General features: G+C 38.1%; 12 protein-coding genes. 9 read left to right on the top strand and 3 right to left on the bottom strand.

The annotated features are described in order from the left end of the window. The first annotated feature begins 934 nt into the window (after positions 1-934). On the top strand, positions 935-3,886 hold the full coding sequence (locus FLEMA_RS0103695; RefSeq protein ID WP_026994295.1) for an FAD-binding and (Fe-S)-binding domain-containing protein: 2,952 nt from the start codon (positions 935-937) through the stop codon (positions 3,884-3,886). 189 nt (positions 3,887-4,075) lie between these two features. Here the strand turns inward: FLEMA_RS0103695 and FLEMA_RS0103690 are convergent, their stop codons facing one another. Next, the gene (locus tag FLEMA_RS0103690) at positions 4,076-4,417 is read right to left on the bottom strand and encodes a DUF6984 family protein (RefSeq protein ID WP_044170750.1); all 342 of its coding nucleotides are present in this window, start codon (positions 4,415-4,417) and stop codon (positions 4,076-4,078) included. Positions 4,418-4,589: 172 nt separating this feature from the next. On the opposite strand from FLEMA_RS0103690, the gene FLEMA_RS0103685 reads away from it, so the two are divergent. From FLEMA_RS0103685 to FLEMA_RS0103675, 3 genes are all read left to right on the top strand, one after another. Then, entirely contained in the window at positions 4,590-6,548 is a 1,959-nt protein-coding gene (locus FLEMA_RS0103685; protein ID WP_026994293.1) for a M1 family metallopeptidase, read from the top strand. Between the two features lie 124 nt (positions 6,549-6,672). Beyond that, positions 6,673-7,458 carry a response regulator transcription factor gene (locus FLEMA_RS0103680; protein WP_044170748.1) on the top strand — a complete coding sequence of 262 codons (786 nt, stop codon included), beginning with the start codon at positions 6,673-6,675 and terminating at the stop codon, positions 7,456-7,458. A 27-nt stretch (positions 7,459-7,485) separates the two neighbouring features. Continuing rightward, entirely contained in the window at positions 7,486-8,118 is a 633-nt protein-coding gene (locus FLEMA_RS0103675; RefSeq protein ID WP_044170746.1) for an NUDIX hydrolase, read from the top strand. 67 nt (positions 8,119-8,185) lie between these two features. Here FLEMA_RS0103675 and FLEMA_RS67390 read toward each other — a convergent pair whose 3' ends face one another. Further along, positions 8,186-9,046 carry a hypothetical protein gene (locus FLEMA_RS67390; protein WP_044170744.1) on the bottom strand — a complete coding sequence of 287 codons (861 nt, stop codon included), beginning with the start codon at positions 9,044-9,046 and terminating at the stop codon, positions 8,186-8,188. 166 nt (positions 9,047-9,212) lie between these two features. Then, complete coding sequence (locus FLEMA_RS0103665; protein WP_026994290.1) at positions 9,213-9,701, bottom strand: hypothetical protein; 489 nt, start codon at positions 9,699-9,701, stop codon at positions 9,213-9,215. A gap of 236 nt (positions 9,702-9,937) precedes the next feature. On the opposite strand from FLEMA_RS0103665, the gene secA reads away from it, so the two are divergent. The 5 genes from secA (at position 9,938) to FLEMA_RS0103630 (ending at position 16,910) form a co-directional block, all read left to right on the top strand. Beyond that, positions 9,938-13,309, top strand: a complete 3,372-nt coding sequence (gene secA, locus FLEMA_RS0103660; protein ID WP_026994289.1) for a preprotein translocase subunit SecA — start codon at positions 9,938-9,940, stop codon at positions 13,307-13,309. A gap of 473 nt (positions 13,310-13,782) precedes the next feature. Continuing rightward, complete coding sequence (locus FLEMA_RS0103645) at positions 13,783-14,163, top strand: sugar 3,4-ketoisomerase (protein WP_026994288.1); 381 nt, start codon at positions 13,783-13,785, stop codon at positions 14,161-14,163. Next, the gene (locus tag FLEMA_RS0103640) at positions 14,160-15,248 is read left to right on the top strand and encodes a DegT/DnrJ/EryC1/StrS family aminotransferase (RefSeq protein ID WP_044170742.1); all 1,089 of its coding nucleotides are present in this window, start codon (positions 14,160-14,162) and stop codon (positions 15,246-15,248) included. The genes FLEMA_RS0103645 and FLEMA_RS0103640 overlap by 4 nt, the downstream gene beginning before the upstream one ends. Further along, positions 15,248-16,153: a glycosyltransferase family 2 protein gene (locus FLEMA_RS0103635; protein WP_026994286.1), complete on the top strand. Its 906-nt coding sequence runs from the start codon at positions 15,248-15,250 to the stop codon at positions 16,151-16,153. The genes FLEMA_RS0103640 and FLEMA_RS0103635 overlap by 1 nt, the downstream gene beginning before the upstream one ends. Further along, positions 16,143-16,910, top strand: coding sequence for a class I SAM-dependent methyltransferase (locus FLEMA_RS0103630; protein ID WP_026994285.1), 768 nt, complete (start codon positions 16,143-16,145; stop codon positions 16,908-16,910). Before FLEMA_RS0103635 ends, FLEMA_RS0103630 begins: the two co-directional genes overlap by 11 nt. Positions 16,911-16,923 lie beyond the last annotated feature (13 nt).

Raw genomic sequence — 16,923 nt, 5'->3', positions numbered from 1 at the left:
CTCCTCAACTTAGCACAGGGTAGTACTCTTTTGCAAAAGTTTGTAAAAATTTGCGTATGGGTAGTTTTTGTTAAAAAATGTTAAATTTAGACTCTCGTGAACAATAAGTACTTGTTGTACTTTTCCTATAAAGAAAATGATTAAATAAATACATCTATGAGTAGTCATAAATTCATTTATTAATACCCCTAATTACCTTAAACACAAAATTTGAGACATGATTCTAAAAAAAGTCCAATTTGAAAATCACAAATATATTGTCCTGTTTTATCATTTTTGTTTTACAATCAAGCTTTTACTTTGGGCTTCTTTGAGTCTTATCAAAATTTTACAATATGCAATATATTGCCATATTAAAACTTATGTTTTGCAATCTTATGCAAAGTTTATATCCATACTACTGTAGAAATAACCCCTAATTACCACTATTCTTCATTAGTATTCTGTCATGGCTATACTATGCCTTTTGGTGATAATTTGTATAATAACTTATTAGTTATAATGAGTATAATCTCTCTTCCTTTTGCTTTATCTTCCTTTTCAACAAGATGCTTCACCCCTGAAATCCCCCCCCTTGCACTATTTTAGAAAAACTCTTTCTTTTTTATTGAACATTTACACAATATTCGGTCTGTTGCTAAAAATACTTATCTCTTTAATTTGTATCTTTGAACCACCAAATTATAGAATGAAGTACTCCATTAAGGCTTAAAATATCTTTGTCAAATACAACTAGTTGGCTTTGGCAAAACATACTTAACCCTATAGAATTTGACCTTGCGATTGAAGTTATAATCAACTCAAAAACATATTTTCGCCAATTTCTTCTTCTATAATTTGTCATCAGTAACCAAAAACTCTTTCATAATTAGTCCCAATTTGTCTTAATCATAGATACTTTCTTGGGTATTTGTGCATTAATCCCTTATCCAAAATGAGTCAAAAAGTAAGTAAACAGCTCCTCGCACAACTTGCCTCAATACTAGAAGGTGATTTTCATTATGATACTGTAATGCGTACTTTGTATGCTACCGATGCGTCGGCCTATCGTGAAATGCCTACTGCTGTGGCCATTCCAAAATCAATTGATGATATCAAAAAACTGATAGCGTTTGCCGCCGAAAATGGTACGTCCATTATTCCTCGTACTGCTGGAACATCCTTGGCAGGACAAGTAGTTGGGAATGGTATTGTGGTGGATGTTTCAAAAAACTTTACTCAAATATTAGAAGTAAATAAAGACGAACATTGGGTACGTGTACAACCAGGAGTAGTACGTGATGTACTTAATATGGAGCTGAAAAAATATGGCCTCTTCTTTGGGCCTGAAACTTCAACAGCCAACCGTGCTATGATTGGCGGTATGGTAGGCAATAACTCATGTGGCTCAAACTCTGTGGTATATGGCTCTACTCGCGACCACCTTTTAGAAATAAAAGCTATTTTGGCTGATGGCTCCGAAACCGTTTTTAAGGCTACAGACTTAGCTTCTTTTCAACATATAGTAAGCTCAGCCCAACAAAAAAACGGGTCAGCTACGCTTCTCGACAAGATTTATTTAAAAACAAATGATATTTTATCGAATCCTAAAAATCAGGATGAAATAAGGGAAGAGTTTCCTAAACCTACTATCGAACGACGAAATACAGGTTATGCCTTGGATATGTTGCTCAATTGTGAGCCATTTACACCCAATGGTAAGCCCTTCAATATGTGTGAGTTGATTGCAGGCTCGGAAGGTACGCTTTGCTTTATTACCGAAATCAAACTGCATGTCAACGATATGCCTCCTAAAGAAATAGGGTTGGTTTGTGCCCATTTCAACTCGGTAGATGAATCGTTGAAAGCTAATCTTATTGCGTTGAAATATAAGCCTTCGGCATCTGAATTGATGGATCACTATATTCTGGAATGTACCAAAGCCAATCCAGAACACCGCCAAAACAGATTCTTTGTACAGGGCGACCCTGGGGCTATTTTGGTGGTCGAGCTTCGTAGTAATGCGATTTCGGAAATTGAAAAACTTGCCGCAGCAATGGAAGCAGAAATGCGTGCAGCTGGCTTGGGCTATCATTTTCCTGTAGTATATGGTGCTGCCGATACCAAAAAGGTATGGGACTTAAGAAAAGCAGGACTAGGCTTGTTATCCAACCTCCCCGGTGATGAAAAAGCTGTGGCAGTAATTGAAGACACAGCCGTTGATGTGAATGACTTACCTGAATTTATTCGAGAATTCAACGAAATTTTGTCGGCCAACAATATGTACTGTGTGCATTATGCTCACGCAGGGTCGGGCGAGTTACACCTCCGCCCTATTATCAACCTCAAAACGGTAGAAGGCAATAAACAATTCCGCTTAATTGCTGAAGAAATTGCTACTTTGGTAAAAAAATACAAAGGTTCGTTGTCGGGCGAGCATGGCGATGGCCGCTTGCGAGGCGAATTTATTAGACAGATGGTTGGCGAACACAACTATCAATTGATGAAAGAGCTTAAAAAAGCTTGGGACCCTCAGAATATATTTAACCCCAATAAGGTGGTTGATACACCTCCTATGGATACGTTCCTACGCTATACGCCTGGACAAACTACACCTGAGTTCAAAACTACTTTCCGTTTTCACGACCAAGATATTCTGCAACATGCCGAACAATGTAACGGTTCGGGCGATTGCCGTAAAACACATTTATCGGGTGGTACTATGTGTCCTTCTTATATGGCTACTCGCAACGAGAAAGAAACTACTCGGGCAAGAGCCAACATTTTACGTGAGTTTTTGACCAATTCAGACAAAGCCAACCGCTTTAATCATGAAGAAATCAAAGAAGTGATGGATTTGTGCTTGGCCTGTAAAGGTTGTAAATCAGACTGCCCATCGAACGTAGATGTTGCCAAACTAAAAATGGAATTTTTACACCAATACTACAAAGAAAATGGTGTACCCCTTAGAAGTAAGTTGGTCGGGAATTTCTCAAAACTTTCTCAACTAGCTTCTTATGTACCTTGGGCTTATAATTTGGTGTTTGAAACGCCTGCCCTACGTAAAATCGCTAATAATCTTGTTGGCTTTCACCCCGAACGTACTATGCCTTTACTGGCAAAAGAAACGTTTTTAAACTGGAATAAAAAGCGTTCAAAAACAACAGGTCTCAGCAAAAAAGTATATCTATTTGCCGATGAGTTTACTAATTACAATGATGTAGAAATTGGCAAAAAGGCTGTATTGTTATTAGAAAAATTAGGCTATGAAGTAGTTATACCAAAACACGTAGAGTCGGGTCGTCCGCAGTTATCAAAAGGGTTGCTAGATGACGCTAAGGCTTTGGCCAACAAAAACGTAACGATGCTAAAAGATATTATTACCGAACAAACGCCTTTGGTTGGCATTGAGCCTTCAGCTATTTTGACTTTCCGTGACGAATATCCTGATTTAGTGGATGACAACTTGGTTGAGTCGGCAAAATCATTGGCAAAAAACACTTTGATGGTGGAGGAATTCTTGGCCAAAGAAATTGATGCCAAACGTATTGCTAGCAATGTGTTTACTCAAGAAAAGCGTTTGATAAAATTACATGGACACTGCCAACAAAAATCATTGTCGAGTTTAGTACCAGCCAAAAAAGCCTTATCATTACCTGCCAATTATGAGGTACAATTAATTCCGAGTGGCTGTTGTGGCATGGCGGGTTCTTTTGGCTACGAAAAGGAGCATTTCGAGCTATCTAATCAGGTAGGCGAATTGGTATTATTCCCGACGATTCGTCAGCAGCCCGAAGAGGTTATTATAGCAGCCTCAGGCACAAGCTGTCGCCATCAGATTCACGACGGTACGGGCCGAACAGCTCAACATGCCGTAGAGATTTTATTCGAGGCATTGGCAATATAATTACTAATCAAAGGCTATGATTATATACAACGTTTTACAACGAAAATGCTGTATATAATCATAGCCGAAATATATTTACTGATATAAAAGCTATTTAAAATTACCCTAAATCAGGATTTTCTAGTTTCCTTTTAAAATCTCCTCAACTTACTGGTATTCAAACAACCCCTTTGTAATTCGATATGGGTATTACACAGCTTCATTTCTTACTACTTTATCGGGAGTAGGATACACCAATAGTTTTGAAAAATCTACCTTCCAAAAATCTAAATCCAATAGTTTATTATTAACATCTTTGGTAAGGGTAATAACAACAGGTGTTTCATCGGTATCGATATACTCCACCTGAATCAGGTCGCCATCGTACAAATTGGGGTCTTCGCCCATACTGATACTGCCCATTTTGCCTCCTTCATATTCTACCACATCCTCATTGATAGGATAATCGTCGGTTGTAAAACCTATTTGTTTCAAAAGGTATTCAATCAATTCTCGCTCTTGCGGTCTTATTTTTCTTGATGCTTGCGTCATAATTTATGCTATTTAAAATACAAATATAAAACTTCGCTACCAATACCAACACGCCAGCATTATGCCTTTTCAAATAAGGCTTTTTCATAATATTTGAATATCTTGCATGCTATAAAACCTAGTTTGTGTCTTATTGGCACTAAAACTTTTTGAAAATATAAACTCGTTCAAAATGAAAAAATTACTTGCCGCATCGCTCCTACTCTTAGGGTCGGATACTCTATTGGCCCAACAAAAATCTAATTACAGTCAGTACGACCTATTCAACCCTCTGTTCAATTATTCACTCACAACACCAACCCGTAGTGGTACTGGCTCGCCTGGGGCAAACTATTGGCAAAACCAAGCAGATTACAAAATCAATGTGTCGCTCGACGATGAAAAAAATACCATAGAAGGCGAAGTAGAAATTACCTACAAAAATAATTCGCCCGACAAGCTTAATTTCCTATGGCTGCAACTCGACCAAAACCAGTTTAATACACAGTCACGAGGAGCCGCTACTACTAACATTACAGGCGGACGATTTGGTAACACCAGTTTCAATGGCGGTTATGAAATTAAATCGGTAACGGTAGATGGCAAAACCGTTGAGCATTTAGTTACAGATACTCGTTTGCAGCTCAAACTGACAACACCTGTTAACGAGAAAACAGGTATTGCCAAAATTAAGATAGCCTATGCTTTCAAAATACCTAAATATGGATCAGATCGTGTTGGTATGCACGAAGCTCAACAAGGTACAATTTACGAGATTGCCCAGTGGTATCCTCGTATGGCCGTTTACGACGATATTGAAGGCTGGAATGTGTTGCCATATTTAGGAGCAGGCGAGTTTTATTTAGAATACGGCAACTTTGAGTATGCCGTTACAGTGCCAGCTTCGCATATTGTTGTGGGCTCTGGCGAGCTTATCAACCCTAACGAATGCTGGACAGCCGAGCAGTCAAAACGCTTGGCTCAAGCTTCTAATAGCGACAAAACTGTCATCATCAGAAGTAAAGATGAAATCACAGAAGGTAATTCTCGCCCAAAAACAGAAGGCAAAATCACATGGAGATTCCGTTGTAATATGGCTCGTGATGTGGCCTTTGCTTCGTCAAAAGCATTTGTTATAGATGCGGCCAAAATTAATTTACCAAGTGGCAAAAAATCCTTAGCTATGTCGGCCTATCCTGCCGAGGCTGGTGGAGAAAAAGGTTGGGGACGCTCGACCGAATATGTTAAAGGTTGTTTAGAGTATTACTCAAAATGGCTCTATGAGTATACCTATCCAGTAGCCACCAACGTAGCGGGTTCTATTAGTGGTATGGAATATCCTGGCATAGTTTTTTGTGGCAGTACTAGCCGTACCGAAAGCCTTTGGGGTGTAACTGACCATGAGTTTGGTCATAACTGGTTTCCTATGATTGTAGGTTCTAATGAAAGAAAATTTGCTTGGATGGACGAAGGTTTTAATACTTTTATCAACTTCTATTCGACCGATAATTTTAACAATGGCGAATACAAAAGTAATAAAATTGATATGCACCAATTGGCCAAACAGTTATTCCGTGATACCGCCGAGCCTATAATGAATATTCCAGATGTTATTCAGGCTAGTGGATTAGGATATGAGGCTTATTACAAACCTGCGATTGGACTAAAATTATTGCGTGAGCAAATTTTGGGTGAAGAGCGATTTGATTATGCGTTCCGTGAATATATCAAACGCTGGGCTTTTAAGCACCCAACTCCTTATGACTTTTTCAAAACAATCGAAGATGCTGCTGGCGAAGACCTTTCTTGGTTTTGGCGAAGTTGGTTTTATGAAACATGGAAGCTTGACCAAGCCGTAAAGGATGTTCAGTACATAGAACAAGACCCTAAGAATGGTGCTATTATTACTATCGAAAACCTTGAAAAAATGGCCCTACCAGCTACAATAGACCTAGAAATGGTTGGTGGAACAAAGGAAAGAGTTACTCTTCCTGTAGAAATTTGGCAAAGAGGTGGTACATGGACTTTCAAAAGCTCAACAACCTTACCACTAAAGTCTGTTACTATCGACCCAGACCATGTTTTACCCGATTTTAATTCAAAAAATAATACATGGAGACCTTTAAATTATAAAGCTCCAAAACCAAATTAATATTGTATTACACTCATCATAAATACAAGGCTATCATGACAAAACAATAGCCTTGTATTTGTTACAAGAGGATTAAATAGATTATTGCTTTTTCGATTAGTTATCATTCACTAAGATTATTGTTATGAGTAACGTCTTTACGAATACTTTCGACTTCAAGGTTTTCAAACAGATATGGAAATCGGAAGATTTGAGCAGTGACAAAAAGATGCTTGAGACGTTGACAAAAGATAACCCACTTTTACATGATACTTTATTGATGCAGGGTATTGCAATGGCTGTCATAGACACCACTACCTTACAATACGCCCTAATTCTAGGCGATGTTGACAAAGTATGTGGCTGGTCTGCCGACTATCTATACAAAGTTGGAATGGAAGGCTTCGTCAATCAATTTTTACCTCAAGATAAATTAGGACTTATCGAGATTTCAAAAAAAATCAACAGTTATTTACTCTCCCTAGAGAACCAACAGTTAAGGTCGTTTCGGGCTATTTATGATTATAGAATTGAACGGAAAAATGGGGCTACCACAAGGATATGCCAAGAAAACCTTATTTTGAAAGTCAATGAAGAAAAACAGGCTATCTATACGTTAGCTTATATCTCGGATATTACCCATTTCAAGAAAGACGGAAAGCAACACCTACTTCTTTCTGGAGGAAATACTGATATTTTATTAGAAATTGATAATAATCTCAGTACTTGTCAAAAATTGCCTTTACTAACCAAAAGAGAACTCGAAATTGCCAAACTTTTAGGGCAAGGCCGGCTCAGCGAGCATATTGCCCAAGATTTGTTTATCAGTGTCAATACTGTGAATAAACATCGCCAAAACATGTTACGAAAGCTAGGCTTAGCCGACACCCTTGAATTGATTAATTTTCTTAAAATATACCGACTAATCTAACAACACACTCTTCTAAATTTGCTTTCAATGAAAAATACCGATTGGCTCGCCATTGCTCAAAGAATACAATCTATTGCTCAGGCAGGCATATTTTACGCACAAGATAAACCCTTCGACCTTGAACGCTATCAGGAATTATCGGATTTGAGTATCAAAATTCTACAAAACCTCAGCGACGAGCCTATCGAAAAAATCACACGTTTATTTGCTAGCGAACGTGACGGATACCAAACGCCCAAAGTAGATGTTCGTTCGGTAATTTTCAATGACAATGGAGAAATCCTGTTGGTAAAAGAAAATGTCGATGGCAAATGGTCACTTCCTGGAGGTTGGGGCGATGTAGGTTATTCGCCCTCGGAAGTAGCCGAAAAAGAAGCTTGGGAAGAAACTGGGCTAAAAGTAAAAGCTCAAAAACTTTTGGGTGTATTTGATAAGAAAAATCATCCGCACCCTCCTCAAGCATGGTATGTGTATAAGCTGTTTATCCTTTGTGAAATCGTTGGCGGAACATTGGCCGCACATACACAAGAAACATCAGAAGTTGCATTTTTTACACTCGAAAACCTCCCTCTGCTGTCTGAAGATAGGATTGTAAAAAATCAAATAGAAATGATGTTTGACTATTACAAAAACCCCAGCAAACCCGTTTATTTTGACTAGATAAGTTTCTACAAAAAATCCTTTCTGAAACTTATCTATCAGAAAGGATTTTATATAAATTATTTTGCTATCGCTTTATAACAGGAACGGTTACCTCTACCACCGAGCTAACCTCTGTTCCTTTGTATTGAGCTGGTAGCCAATTGGGCATATCCTGCAAGGCATTAAGTACCTCTTCACTACTCTGGTAATCGGCCATTTTCATCAACTTAAAAGCTTCAGGTTTTCCGTTTTTCTTGACAACAAACTGTACTATTACTTGTTCCTGTTTTTCTTTGAGTTGAGCTTTCCTAGAGGCCTTTACGTTTTTTTCTAAATATTTTTTAAAAGCATCGCTTCCACCATGAAAAACAGCTCTTTGGTCGGGTTTAGTAAATATCGAATCACTAAGAGCTGCTTCTTCTAAAAGCGATAAAACCCTTATTCCACCAGCATAATATTGCTTTTTTTCTTCCTCTGTAAGCGTTACTTCTGCTGCGGCTTCCTTAACCACATAATCATAAATTCCTCCTGTAGTAGCCACTGTAGGTTCAGCTTGGGGAGCTGCCACAACAACCGTTTTGGGGGAAGGAGTCATCACAAGCAGAGGCTTTTGTTGGGCTTTTTGTCCTTGTAATTGCTTAATTTGGTTTTCCTCAAGCTCCAAATCATCAGGCAAAGATACCTCGGCCAGAGGAGTATCTTTTATAACCCAGTTGGGCGTTTCAGACACCGATTCAACCAAATACATTGACGCAAACAAATTTGATGCTAACAAGTTAGCAACATTAGATAAACTTATATTGGTAAGGTTACAAAGAACATAAACATCAACATCAGTACCTTGCAACTTAAATCCATTGACTATGTTTTTTTTTGAAGACTGAGAAAAAGAAGCGGATAATGAGACAAACAATATCAATATACTTTGTAGTATAATTTTTTTCATGGCGTTATAATATTTTATTCAGGTCTTGTAATTACCTACACAAATTTTATGCCACTAGACTCTAGAAAATCAAGAAATTCACTAGATTTATACTACCTACTGTATTATCAACTGATAATCAGACCTATACTTCCCCACAAATATTCTACTATTTGTGGGGTTTAGATTAATATTTGAGAGTTAGGACAGTATCTTTTTTAAAGAATCTTTTTACAGTTACGTTCAAATCTCCCTCTTTCTTGACCAAGGTATTATTGGGGCCTATTTTATCCCAAAAATCGGTTTTTTCACCTACTAAATCTACGGTATTTTTCTCGTAAGTAGTATCATTAATCATCTTTGTCATTTCAATGTAATAATGAATATTGTCGGACGAAATAACGTTGGCCCATTTCTTGGTCACTTTTCCGTTCCAAACCATCTCTTTTACATCACTAGCTCCCGTAATAGTACGGTGCGTATTTTTTTTATCCATCACATAGTCAACCCCATAAGCCACCAATGCAATTAAAAAAGCGATAGGTGTAATTTTACCACTCAAAGGGCTTTTCTCGGGTCTTGACGAAGAATTACTTGCTCCACCGCCCAAATTTCCAAAAAGGGGCATTTTTAGCTTTTGACGAGGAGGACGGCGACGAGGGGGTGTTTGTTCCATGATATTCAGTTACTTATGTAAAAAAAAGTGTTTTGGGAATCTTCAAAGATACGACCAATTCTGTTTTGGCTACAATATTAATTATAACGAAATTGTTTTTAAAAGGTTCTAATGAACTAAATTTGTAAGTATTTAATTTTCTGTACGTAGTAGAATAGGGAGTTTAAATGCTATTCTTATCAAAAAAGAACCCTATTTATTAATCAAATCTCTAAAGATTAACGACAAAGAGCAAAATGATAAATTACTTAACCAAAGCAGTCACCAAGTTTTTTGGCACAAAGTCAGAACGTGATATTAAGGAACTATTACCTATCGTAGAAAATGTTAAGGTAGAATATGCCAAGCTTTCAAGCTTAACAGACGATCAATTACGTCAAAAAACGGCTGATTTAAAAGCCCTTATTCAAGAACGTTTGGCCAAGTTTGATGCAGATATTTCTGACCTTAAAATGGAAATAGAAGCCAACCCCGAAATGTCTGTAGATGCCAAAGAAGGTATCTTCAATGAAGTTGACAAACTAGAATTAGAACGTAATAAAGAATTAGAGGTTGTTTTGATGGACATCCTTCCACAAGCTTTTGCTATTGTAAAAGAAACTGCCCGAAGGTACACCGAAAACAAAAAACTAGAGGTTACGGCCACTGTTCACGACAAATTTATTGCTGCGAAAAAGAAAAACGTTGAAATTGTAGGCGATACCGCTATCTGGCATAACAAATGGACGGCCGCTGGCAACGAAATCGAGTGGAACATGATTCACTACGATGTACAGTTGATTGGGGGTATTGTTTTACACCAAGGTAAAATTGCCGAAATGGCAACGGGGGAAGGTAAAACGTTGGTTTCGACCCTGCCTTCTTTCTTGAATGCTTTGGCAGGCAAAGGTGTTCATTTGGTTACGGTCAACGACTACCTTGCCAAACGTGACTCGGAATGGAACGCTCCTTTATTTGAATTTCATGGATTGACCGTTGACTGTATCGACAAGCACGAACCTAATACCGACGAAAGACGACAAGCGTATTTGGCCGACATTACTTATGGTACTAACAACGAATTTGGCTTTGACTACCTCCGTGACAACATGGCTCGTAGCCCCGAAGAACAAGTTCAACGTAAGCACCACTTCGCTATGGTCGATGAGGTTGACTCCGTGTTAATTGATGATGCCCGTACGCCATTAATCATCAGTGGCCCAATGGCTCGTGGTGACGAACAAGACTTTGAAATCTTTAATCCTTTGGTAGCCCGTTTGGTTGAGCAACAAAAAAGAATTGTACAAGACCAATTGGTAGAAGCCAAAAAACTTATTGCCGCTGGCAAGAAAAAAGAGGGTGGTTTGGCTTTATTCCGTGCTTACAGAGGGCTTCCCAAAAGCCGTCCATTAATTAAGTTTTTGGGCGAAACAGGTACAAAACAAATCATGCAAGAAACAGAGGGTATCTATTTGGCTGAAAACCAAAAATTGATGCCTGAGGCTGATGCTCCGTTGATGTTTACGATTGAAGAAAAAAATAATCAAGTTGAAATGACCGAAAAAGGACTTGATTTTATGGCTCGGATGATTGATGATGCCAACTTCTTCGTAATTCCAGACCTTTCTGTAGATTTGAATGCTATTGAAAAAGACGAAACAATCAATGAACATGAGCGTCTAGTAAAAAAAGAAGCTCTAATTCGTGATTATTCTGCTAAAACACAGCGTATTCATACAGTAAGTCAATTGTTGAAGGCTTACACTTTGTTTGAGAAAGATACCGAATATATTATCGACGAAGGCAAAGTGAAAATCGTAGATGAACAAACTGGCCGTATTATGGATGGCCGTAGATATTCGGACGGATTACACCAAGCTATCGAGGCCAAAGAAAACGTAAATATCGAAGATGCTACTCAGACTTACGCTACAATTACGCTTCAAAACTATTTCCGTATGTACCACAAGCTTTGCGGTATGACGGGTACAGCCGAAACTGAAGCAGGCGAATTCTGGACAATCTATAAATTGGACGTAGTAACGATACCAACCAATAGAAAAATCTCTCGCCTCGACCACGAAGATAAAGTTTACAAAACAGTTCGTGAGAAATATAATGCTGTAGCTCAAGAAATTCAGGAGCTTGTAGATGCTGGTCGTCCAGTACTTGTAGGTACAACTTCGGTCGAAAACTCTGAGTTATTGAGTAGAATGTTGGCTATTCGCAAAATTAGCCACAATGTATTGAACGCCAAGCAGCACGCTCGTGAAGCCGAAATCGTTGCAGAAGCAGGTCAATCGGGCAAAGTAACCATTGCTACCAACATGGCCGGTCGTGGTACAGATATTAAGCTATCGCCAGAAGCTAAAAAAGCGGGTGGTTTGGCCATTGTAGGTACAGAGCGTCACGAATCTCGCCGTGTCGACCGCCAGTTGCGTGGTCGTGCAGGTCGTCAGGGGGATGTTGGTTCATCTCAATTCTTCTTGTCGCTCGACGACGACCTTATGCGTAAATTTGGTTCTGACCGTATTGCCAAAGTAATGGACCGTATGGGTATGGAAGAAGGAGAAGTAATCCAACACTCTATGATTACGTCGTCGGTAGAAAGAGCTCAGAAAAAAGTAGAAGAAAATAACTTTGGTATCAGAAAGCGTTTGTTGGAATATGACGACGTTATGAACTACCAACGTAATGCCATTTACAAACGTCGCCAAAATGCTTTGTTTGGCGAGCGGTTAGCATTGGATATTGCCAACAATATGTATGATGTTTGCTCGGAAATTATCCAGAACAATATTTCTTTTGAAGAGGTAGAACTGCGTTGTATTGATATTTTGGGTATCGAGCCACCTTTCCAACGTGAAGAATTCACCAAGCTTAATACACAACAACGCACAACTCGCTTGTACGATGTTGCCGAGAAGCATTACCACGAAAAGAATAAACAACTTGCCGAAAAAGTAGTTTTATTTGCACAAGAAGCCATTTCGCAAGGCTATTCAGGTATTCAAGTACCTATTACCAATGGTACTTTAGTAACGGGCTTGTTTGCCGATGCCAGAGAAACAATTGAAACAAAAGGCAAAAAGGTAATTGCTGAAATGGAGAAATTCATTGCTCTTAGCCTTATCGACCAAGAATGGAAAGAACACCTCCGTGACATGGACGATTTGAAGCAATCAGTACAAAATGCTGTTTTTGAACAAAAAGACCCACTATTGATTTACAAATTTGAAGCTGTTAAATTATTTGAACGTTTCCTAAGCAGAATCAATACCGATACTGTTAGTTTCTTGATGAAAGCAGATATGCCCGAAGCTCAACAAGCCGAGCAACCTGCCCCACAAGTAAAAGCAGCTCCACAACCTAAATTACAATTACAGAAAGAAGAAGCTATTTCTTCACTGGTTGGCGGTTTGGCAGGGGGCTTAGGTGGCGAAAACGACTATATCGACCCAAGTGCTGGTCAAAACGTTGAAAAAGTAGCTCCACGTCAGGCAATCAAAATAGCCGACCGCAACCAAAGAGTTACGGTACAATACAAAGACGGAAGCATTAAAGAAAATGTCAAATACAAAACCGTAGAGCAAGACGTTGAAAAAGGAATTGCAGTGGTTATTGCATAATAAAACAAAAAACGCCCGTAAAACGGGCGTTTTTTTGTGAATTAACCATTTTTATATTAAAGTCATATCCGCCTTTGGTTGGCTTCAACGTAATCGGATTTCTATTTTTAGCTACTTCACAAAAGTACAACATTTATAAGTTTTTCACAAAGTACTTATCACTTTGCCACTCAAACATACAGTTGTATTTTATCTATTTAGGGCATCCACTTAATAAATAGTCCCCAAAAGCAATTGTTTTCTTTGTAATATTCCTTTATTTTTGAATCTAGGTTACATATTATTTCCATAATTCTTTCCTTGAAAATCATCGTTTTTACAATTCTTGCCAATATACTTGGTATTGTAAAAAAAAATCCCATAAATATTATATTACGTTTAAATTAGGTAGAATACCCCCTGTCAGAAAATAACCAACATACAAATATTTTATTTTATAATAATAGCCCATTTGAAATTTATCTCAATAACTTATGAGTCAATTGCTACAATTAGATACATTTAGCTCAGATGCAGGGGATTTAACTGTATTTGAAAAAGTTCTACCAGGAACCATAAAAAGAGTTTTCTATATTCAAGGAAAAGAAAATGCGATAAGAGGTGGACATCGGCATAAAAAAACTTGGCAAGCTCTAGTATGTATATCAGGTAGCTGTAGAGTACTAAGTGATAACGGACAAAAACAGGAAAATTTCCTATTGGATTCTCCTCAGAAATGTTTGGTTTTAGCTCCTGAAGATTGGCATATCATGGATCAATTCTCAAGTGATTCAATTTTACTAGTTTTGGCTAACGAATTTTATGACAAAGATGACTATATCTATGAACCTTATGAACAATCTACTTCTGTATGAAAATACCTTTTTTGGACCTCAAGGCCACCAATAGCATTTATCAAAAACAGTTTGTCGAAGTATTTTCCCAAAAAATTGAATCAGGTTGGTATGTACTAGGTGAGGATGTTATATTATTTGAAAAAAAATTTGCAGCCTATTGTGGTGTCAAGCACTGTATTGGTGTAGCAAATGGACTCGATGCCCTTATCCTGATTTTAAAAGCATATAATTTTCCTCCACACGCTGAAATATTAGTTCCTGCCAATACCTACATTGCCACCATTTTGGCTATTACCAATGTAGGCCTTCGTCCAGTACTTGTTGAACCGCTTTTAGATACATACCTTATCAATCCCAAAGCAATAGAGCAACATATTACGCCCAATACTAAGGCTATTTTATTAACTCATCTATACGGAAAATGTTGCGACATACAGCCTATTAGGGCTATTGCCGACAAACATGGCCTGAAAATATTTGAGGATGCCGCTCAGGCTCATGGAGCAAGCTATCTAAATAAAAAAGCGGGTAGTTTGTCGGATGCCGCTGGTTTTAGCTTCTATCCTTCCAAAAACCTAGGGGCTTTGGGCGATGGCGGTGCTATTACTACCAACAACGACGAAATTGCTGCTAAAATTAGAGGATTAAGAAACTACGGGTCTAGTCAAAAGTATATCTTTGACCAACAAGGAATTAATAGTAGACTCGACGAAATCCAGGCGGCGTTTCTCAATCTCAAACTTGAAAAGTTAGACGAAGAGAACGCCTACAGAAGATATTTGGCCAAATTGTATTTATCAAATATTAAGCATTCGGCCATAGTGTTGCCTCCACACCAAACCATCGAGGATGATGCTTGGCATTTATTTGTGGTTCGTTGTGCTCAACGTGACCAACTAAAAGCCTACTTAGCCGAAAAAGGTGTTGGCACAGACATTCATTACCCTGTGGCTCCGCACCAACAAAAAGCATTTGAACATTGGAATACCCTTCATTTGCCTATTACCGAGCAGATTCATCAGGAAGTGTTAAGTTTGCCCCTAAATACGGCATTATCAGTACAAGAAATAGAATATATTATTGACGTAATCAATCAATTTTAATGTTATTATCGGTTGTTATTCCCGTGTATAAAGGTGCCAAAACGATTGCAACACTGGTAGCTCATTTAACCGAAACGCTTTCTCATATTTCTTTTGAAATCGTTTTGGTGAATGATGGAAGCCCCGACAATTCGGAAGAGGTTTGTAACCAATTGGCCTTACAATACTCTAATATTACCTTTATATCGCTAAGACGTAACTTTGGTGAATTCAATGCCGTAATATGTGGTTTGAATCATACCAAGGGTTTGTATTCTGTTATTATCGACGATGATTTTCAAAATCCTCCAAGCGAAATTTTGAAATTACTTGATAAAGCTCAAACCGAAAACCTTGATGTAGTTTATAGTTTTTACGAAGACAAAAAACACCATTTTTTCAGAAATTTCGGTAGCTGGATTGTCAATAAAATGACAACTCAACTATTCGACAAACCTGCAGATTTGTACTTATCGAGTTTCAAACTCATCAGAAAAGAGGTTGTTCACGAAATTTGTCATTATCAAGGGCCTTATCCATACATTGATGCTCTTATTTTTAGGGTCACCAAAAACGTTGGGAAAGTATTGGTAACACACCTCCACCGTGCCGAAGGTACGTCGAGCTATACCCCAAAAAAACTCATAGCCCTGTTTATGTCTATCCTTTTTGGGTATTCATTGCTTCCAGTTAGGGTAATTCTTTTGCTGGGTATTATACTTTCGTTTCTGAGCTTTTTAGGCGGTATATTTACCTTATTAGGCATATTTTGTCTTTCGCCTATCTTCTTACTCATTGCTTCTCTAGGAGGATTACAGATTATTGGACTTGGTATTATTGGAGAATATGTAGCCAAAGGCTATTTAACACAAAGTAATTTGCCTCAATTTGTCATAAAATCAAAACATACGAATCATGCTCAATAGTAGTCACGAAGAATATAAAATGATGTTTGAAGTCGAGGAAAGGCTTTGGTGGTACAAAATCCTGCATGAAAAAGTACTTGGAGCTATTCACCACCACCACGGGCAAAACAAAACTATCAAAATTTTAGATATTGGTTGTGGTACAGGTGGATTGCTATTGTTCCTCCAAAAAAATGGATACACCCATATACAAGGTGTAGACTACTCAGATTCATCTATTTTCTTTTGTCAAAAAAGGCAATTATCCGTTCAGAAAGTAAGTGCCGACCAAGTGTCGAGCGTATTCACTGACGAGCAGTTTGATGTAATAGTATGCAACGATGTGTTGTATTGCCTTGAAAAACAGCAAATTAGACAAACATTAATTGAAATAGGCAAACTCTTGAAGCCTCAAGGTGTTTTTGTTTCTAACAACAATGCGTTCGATGCCTTTTATGGTACTCACGATATTGCTGTAGGAGGCAAACACCGCTTTACGGTTAGTAGTTTTAGTCAATATTTACCCCAAAGCTTAGCCATTCGGTCGGCTTCATATTGGAGTGTGTTGTTGTCACCGTTGATTTTGGCAGTACGTTTTTCTCAGCAAATTCAACTCAAACTAGGCTTGATAGACCCCACAAAAATTGTGTCGGATGTAAGTTTGCCAGCCAATTGGCTCAATAACTTTTTTTATCAACTTGTCAAATTAGAGGAGCAACTGCTCAAAAAAGGTTTTTTTGGCAGCTCGTTATTTCTTACTCTCTCCAAAACCACCTAAAGCATAGATTGGG

Source organism: Flectobacillus major DSM 103, from assembly GCF_000427405.1.
Lineage (GTDB): Bacteria > Bacteroidota > Bacteroidia > Cytophagales > Spirosomataceae > Flectobacillus > Flectobacillus major.
The sequence above is the reverse complement of the archived record's forward strand: the minus strand, read 5'-3'. Positions and strand labels throughout refer to the sequence as shown.

What these genes read in the sequence shown, in the direction of transcription:
- FLEMA_RS0103695 (WP_026994295.1), top strand. Translation starts at nt 935, where the DNA reads ATGAGTCAAAAAGTAAGTAAACAGCTCCTCGCACAACTTGCCTCAATA.
- FLEMA_RS0103690 (WP_044170750.1), bottom strand. Translation starts at nt 4,417, where the DNA reads ATGACGCAAGCATCAAGAAAAATAAGACCGCAAGAGCGAGAATTGATT.
- FLEMA_RS0103685 (WP_026994293.1), top strand. Translation starts at nt 4,590, where the DNA reads ATGAAAAAATTACTTGCCGCATCGCTCCTACTCTTAGGGTCGGATACT.
- FLEMA_RS0103680 (WP_044170748.1), top strand. Translation starts at nt 6,673, where the DNA reads ATGAGTAACGTCTTTACGAATACTTTCGACTTCAAGGTTTTCAAACAG.
- FLEMA_RS0103675 (WP_044170746.1), top strand. Translation starts at nt 7,486, where the DNA reads ATGAAAAATACCGATTGGCTCGCCATTGCTCAAAGAATACAATCTATT.
- FLEMA_RS67390 (WP_044170744.1), bottom strand. Translation starts at nt 9,046, where the DNA reads ATGAAAAAAATTATACTACAAAGTATATTGATATTGTTTGTCTCATTA.
- FLEMA_RS0103665 (WP_026994290.1), bottom strand. Translation starts at nt 9,701, where the DNA reads ATGGAACAAACACCCCCTCGTCGCCGTCCTCCTCGTCAAAAGCTAAAA.
- secA (WP_026994289.1), top strand. Translation starts at nt 9,938, where the DNA reads ATGATAAATTACTTAACCAAAGCAGTCACCAAGTTTTTTGGCACAAAG.
- FLEMA_RS0103645 (WP_026994288.1), top strand. Translation starts at nt 13,783, where the DNA reads ATGAGTCAATTGCTACAATTAGATACATTTAGCTCAGATGCAGGGGAT.
- FLEMA_RS0103640 (WP_044170742.1), top strand. Translation starts at nt 14,160, where the DNA reads ATGAAAATACCTTTTTTGGACCTCAAGGCCACCAATAGCATTTATCAA.
- FLEMA_RS0103635 (WP_026994286.1), top strand. Translation starts at nt 15,248, where the DNA reads ATGTTATTATCGGTTGTTATTCCCGTGTATAAAGGTGCCAAAACGATT.
- FLEMA_RS0103630 (WP_026994285.1), top strand. Translation starts at nt 16,143, where the DNA reads ATGCTCAATAGTAGTCACGAAGAATATAAAATGATGTTTGAAGTCGAG.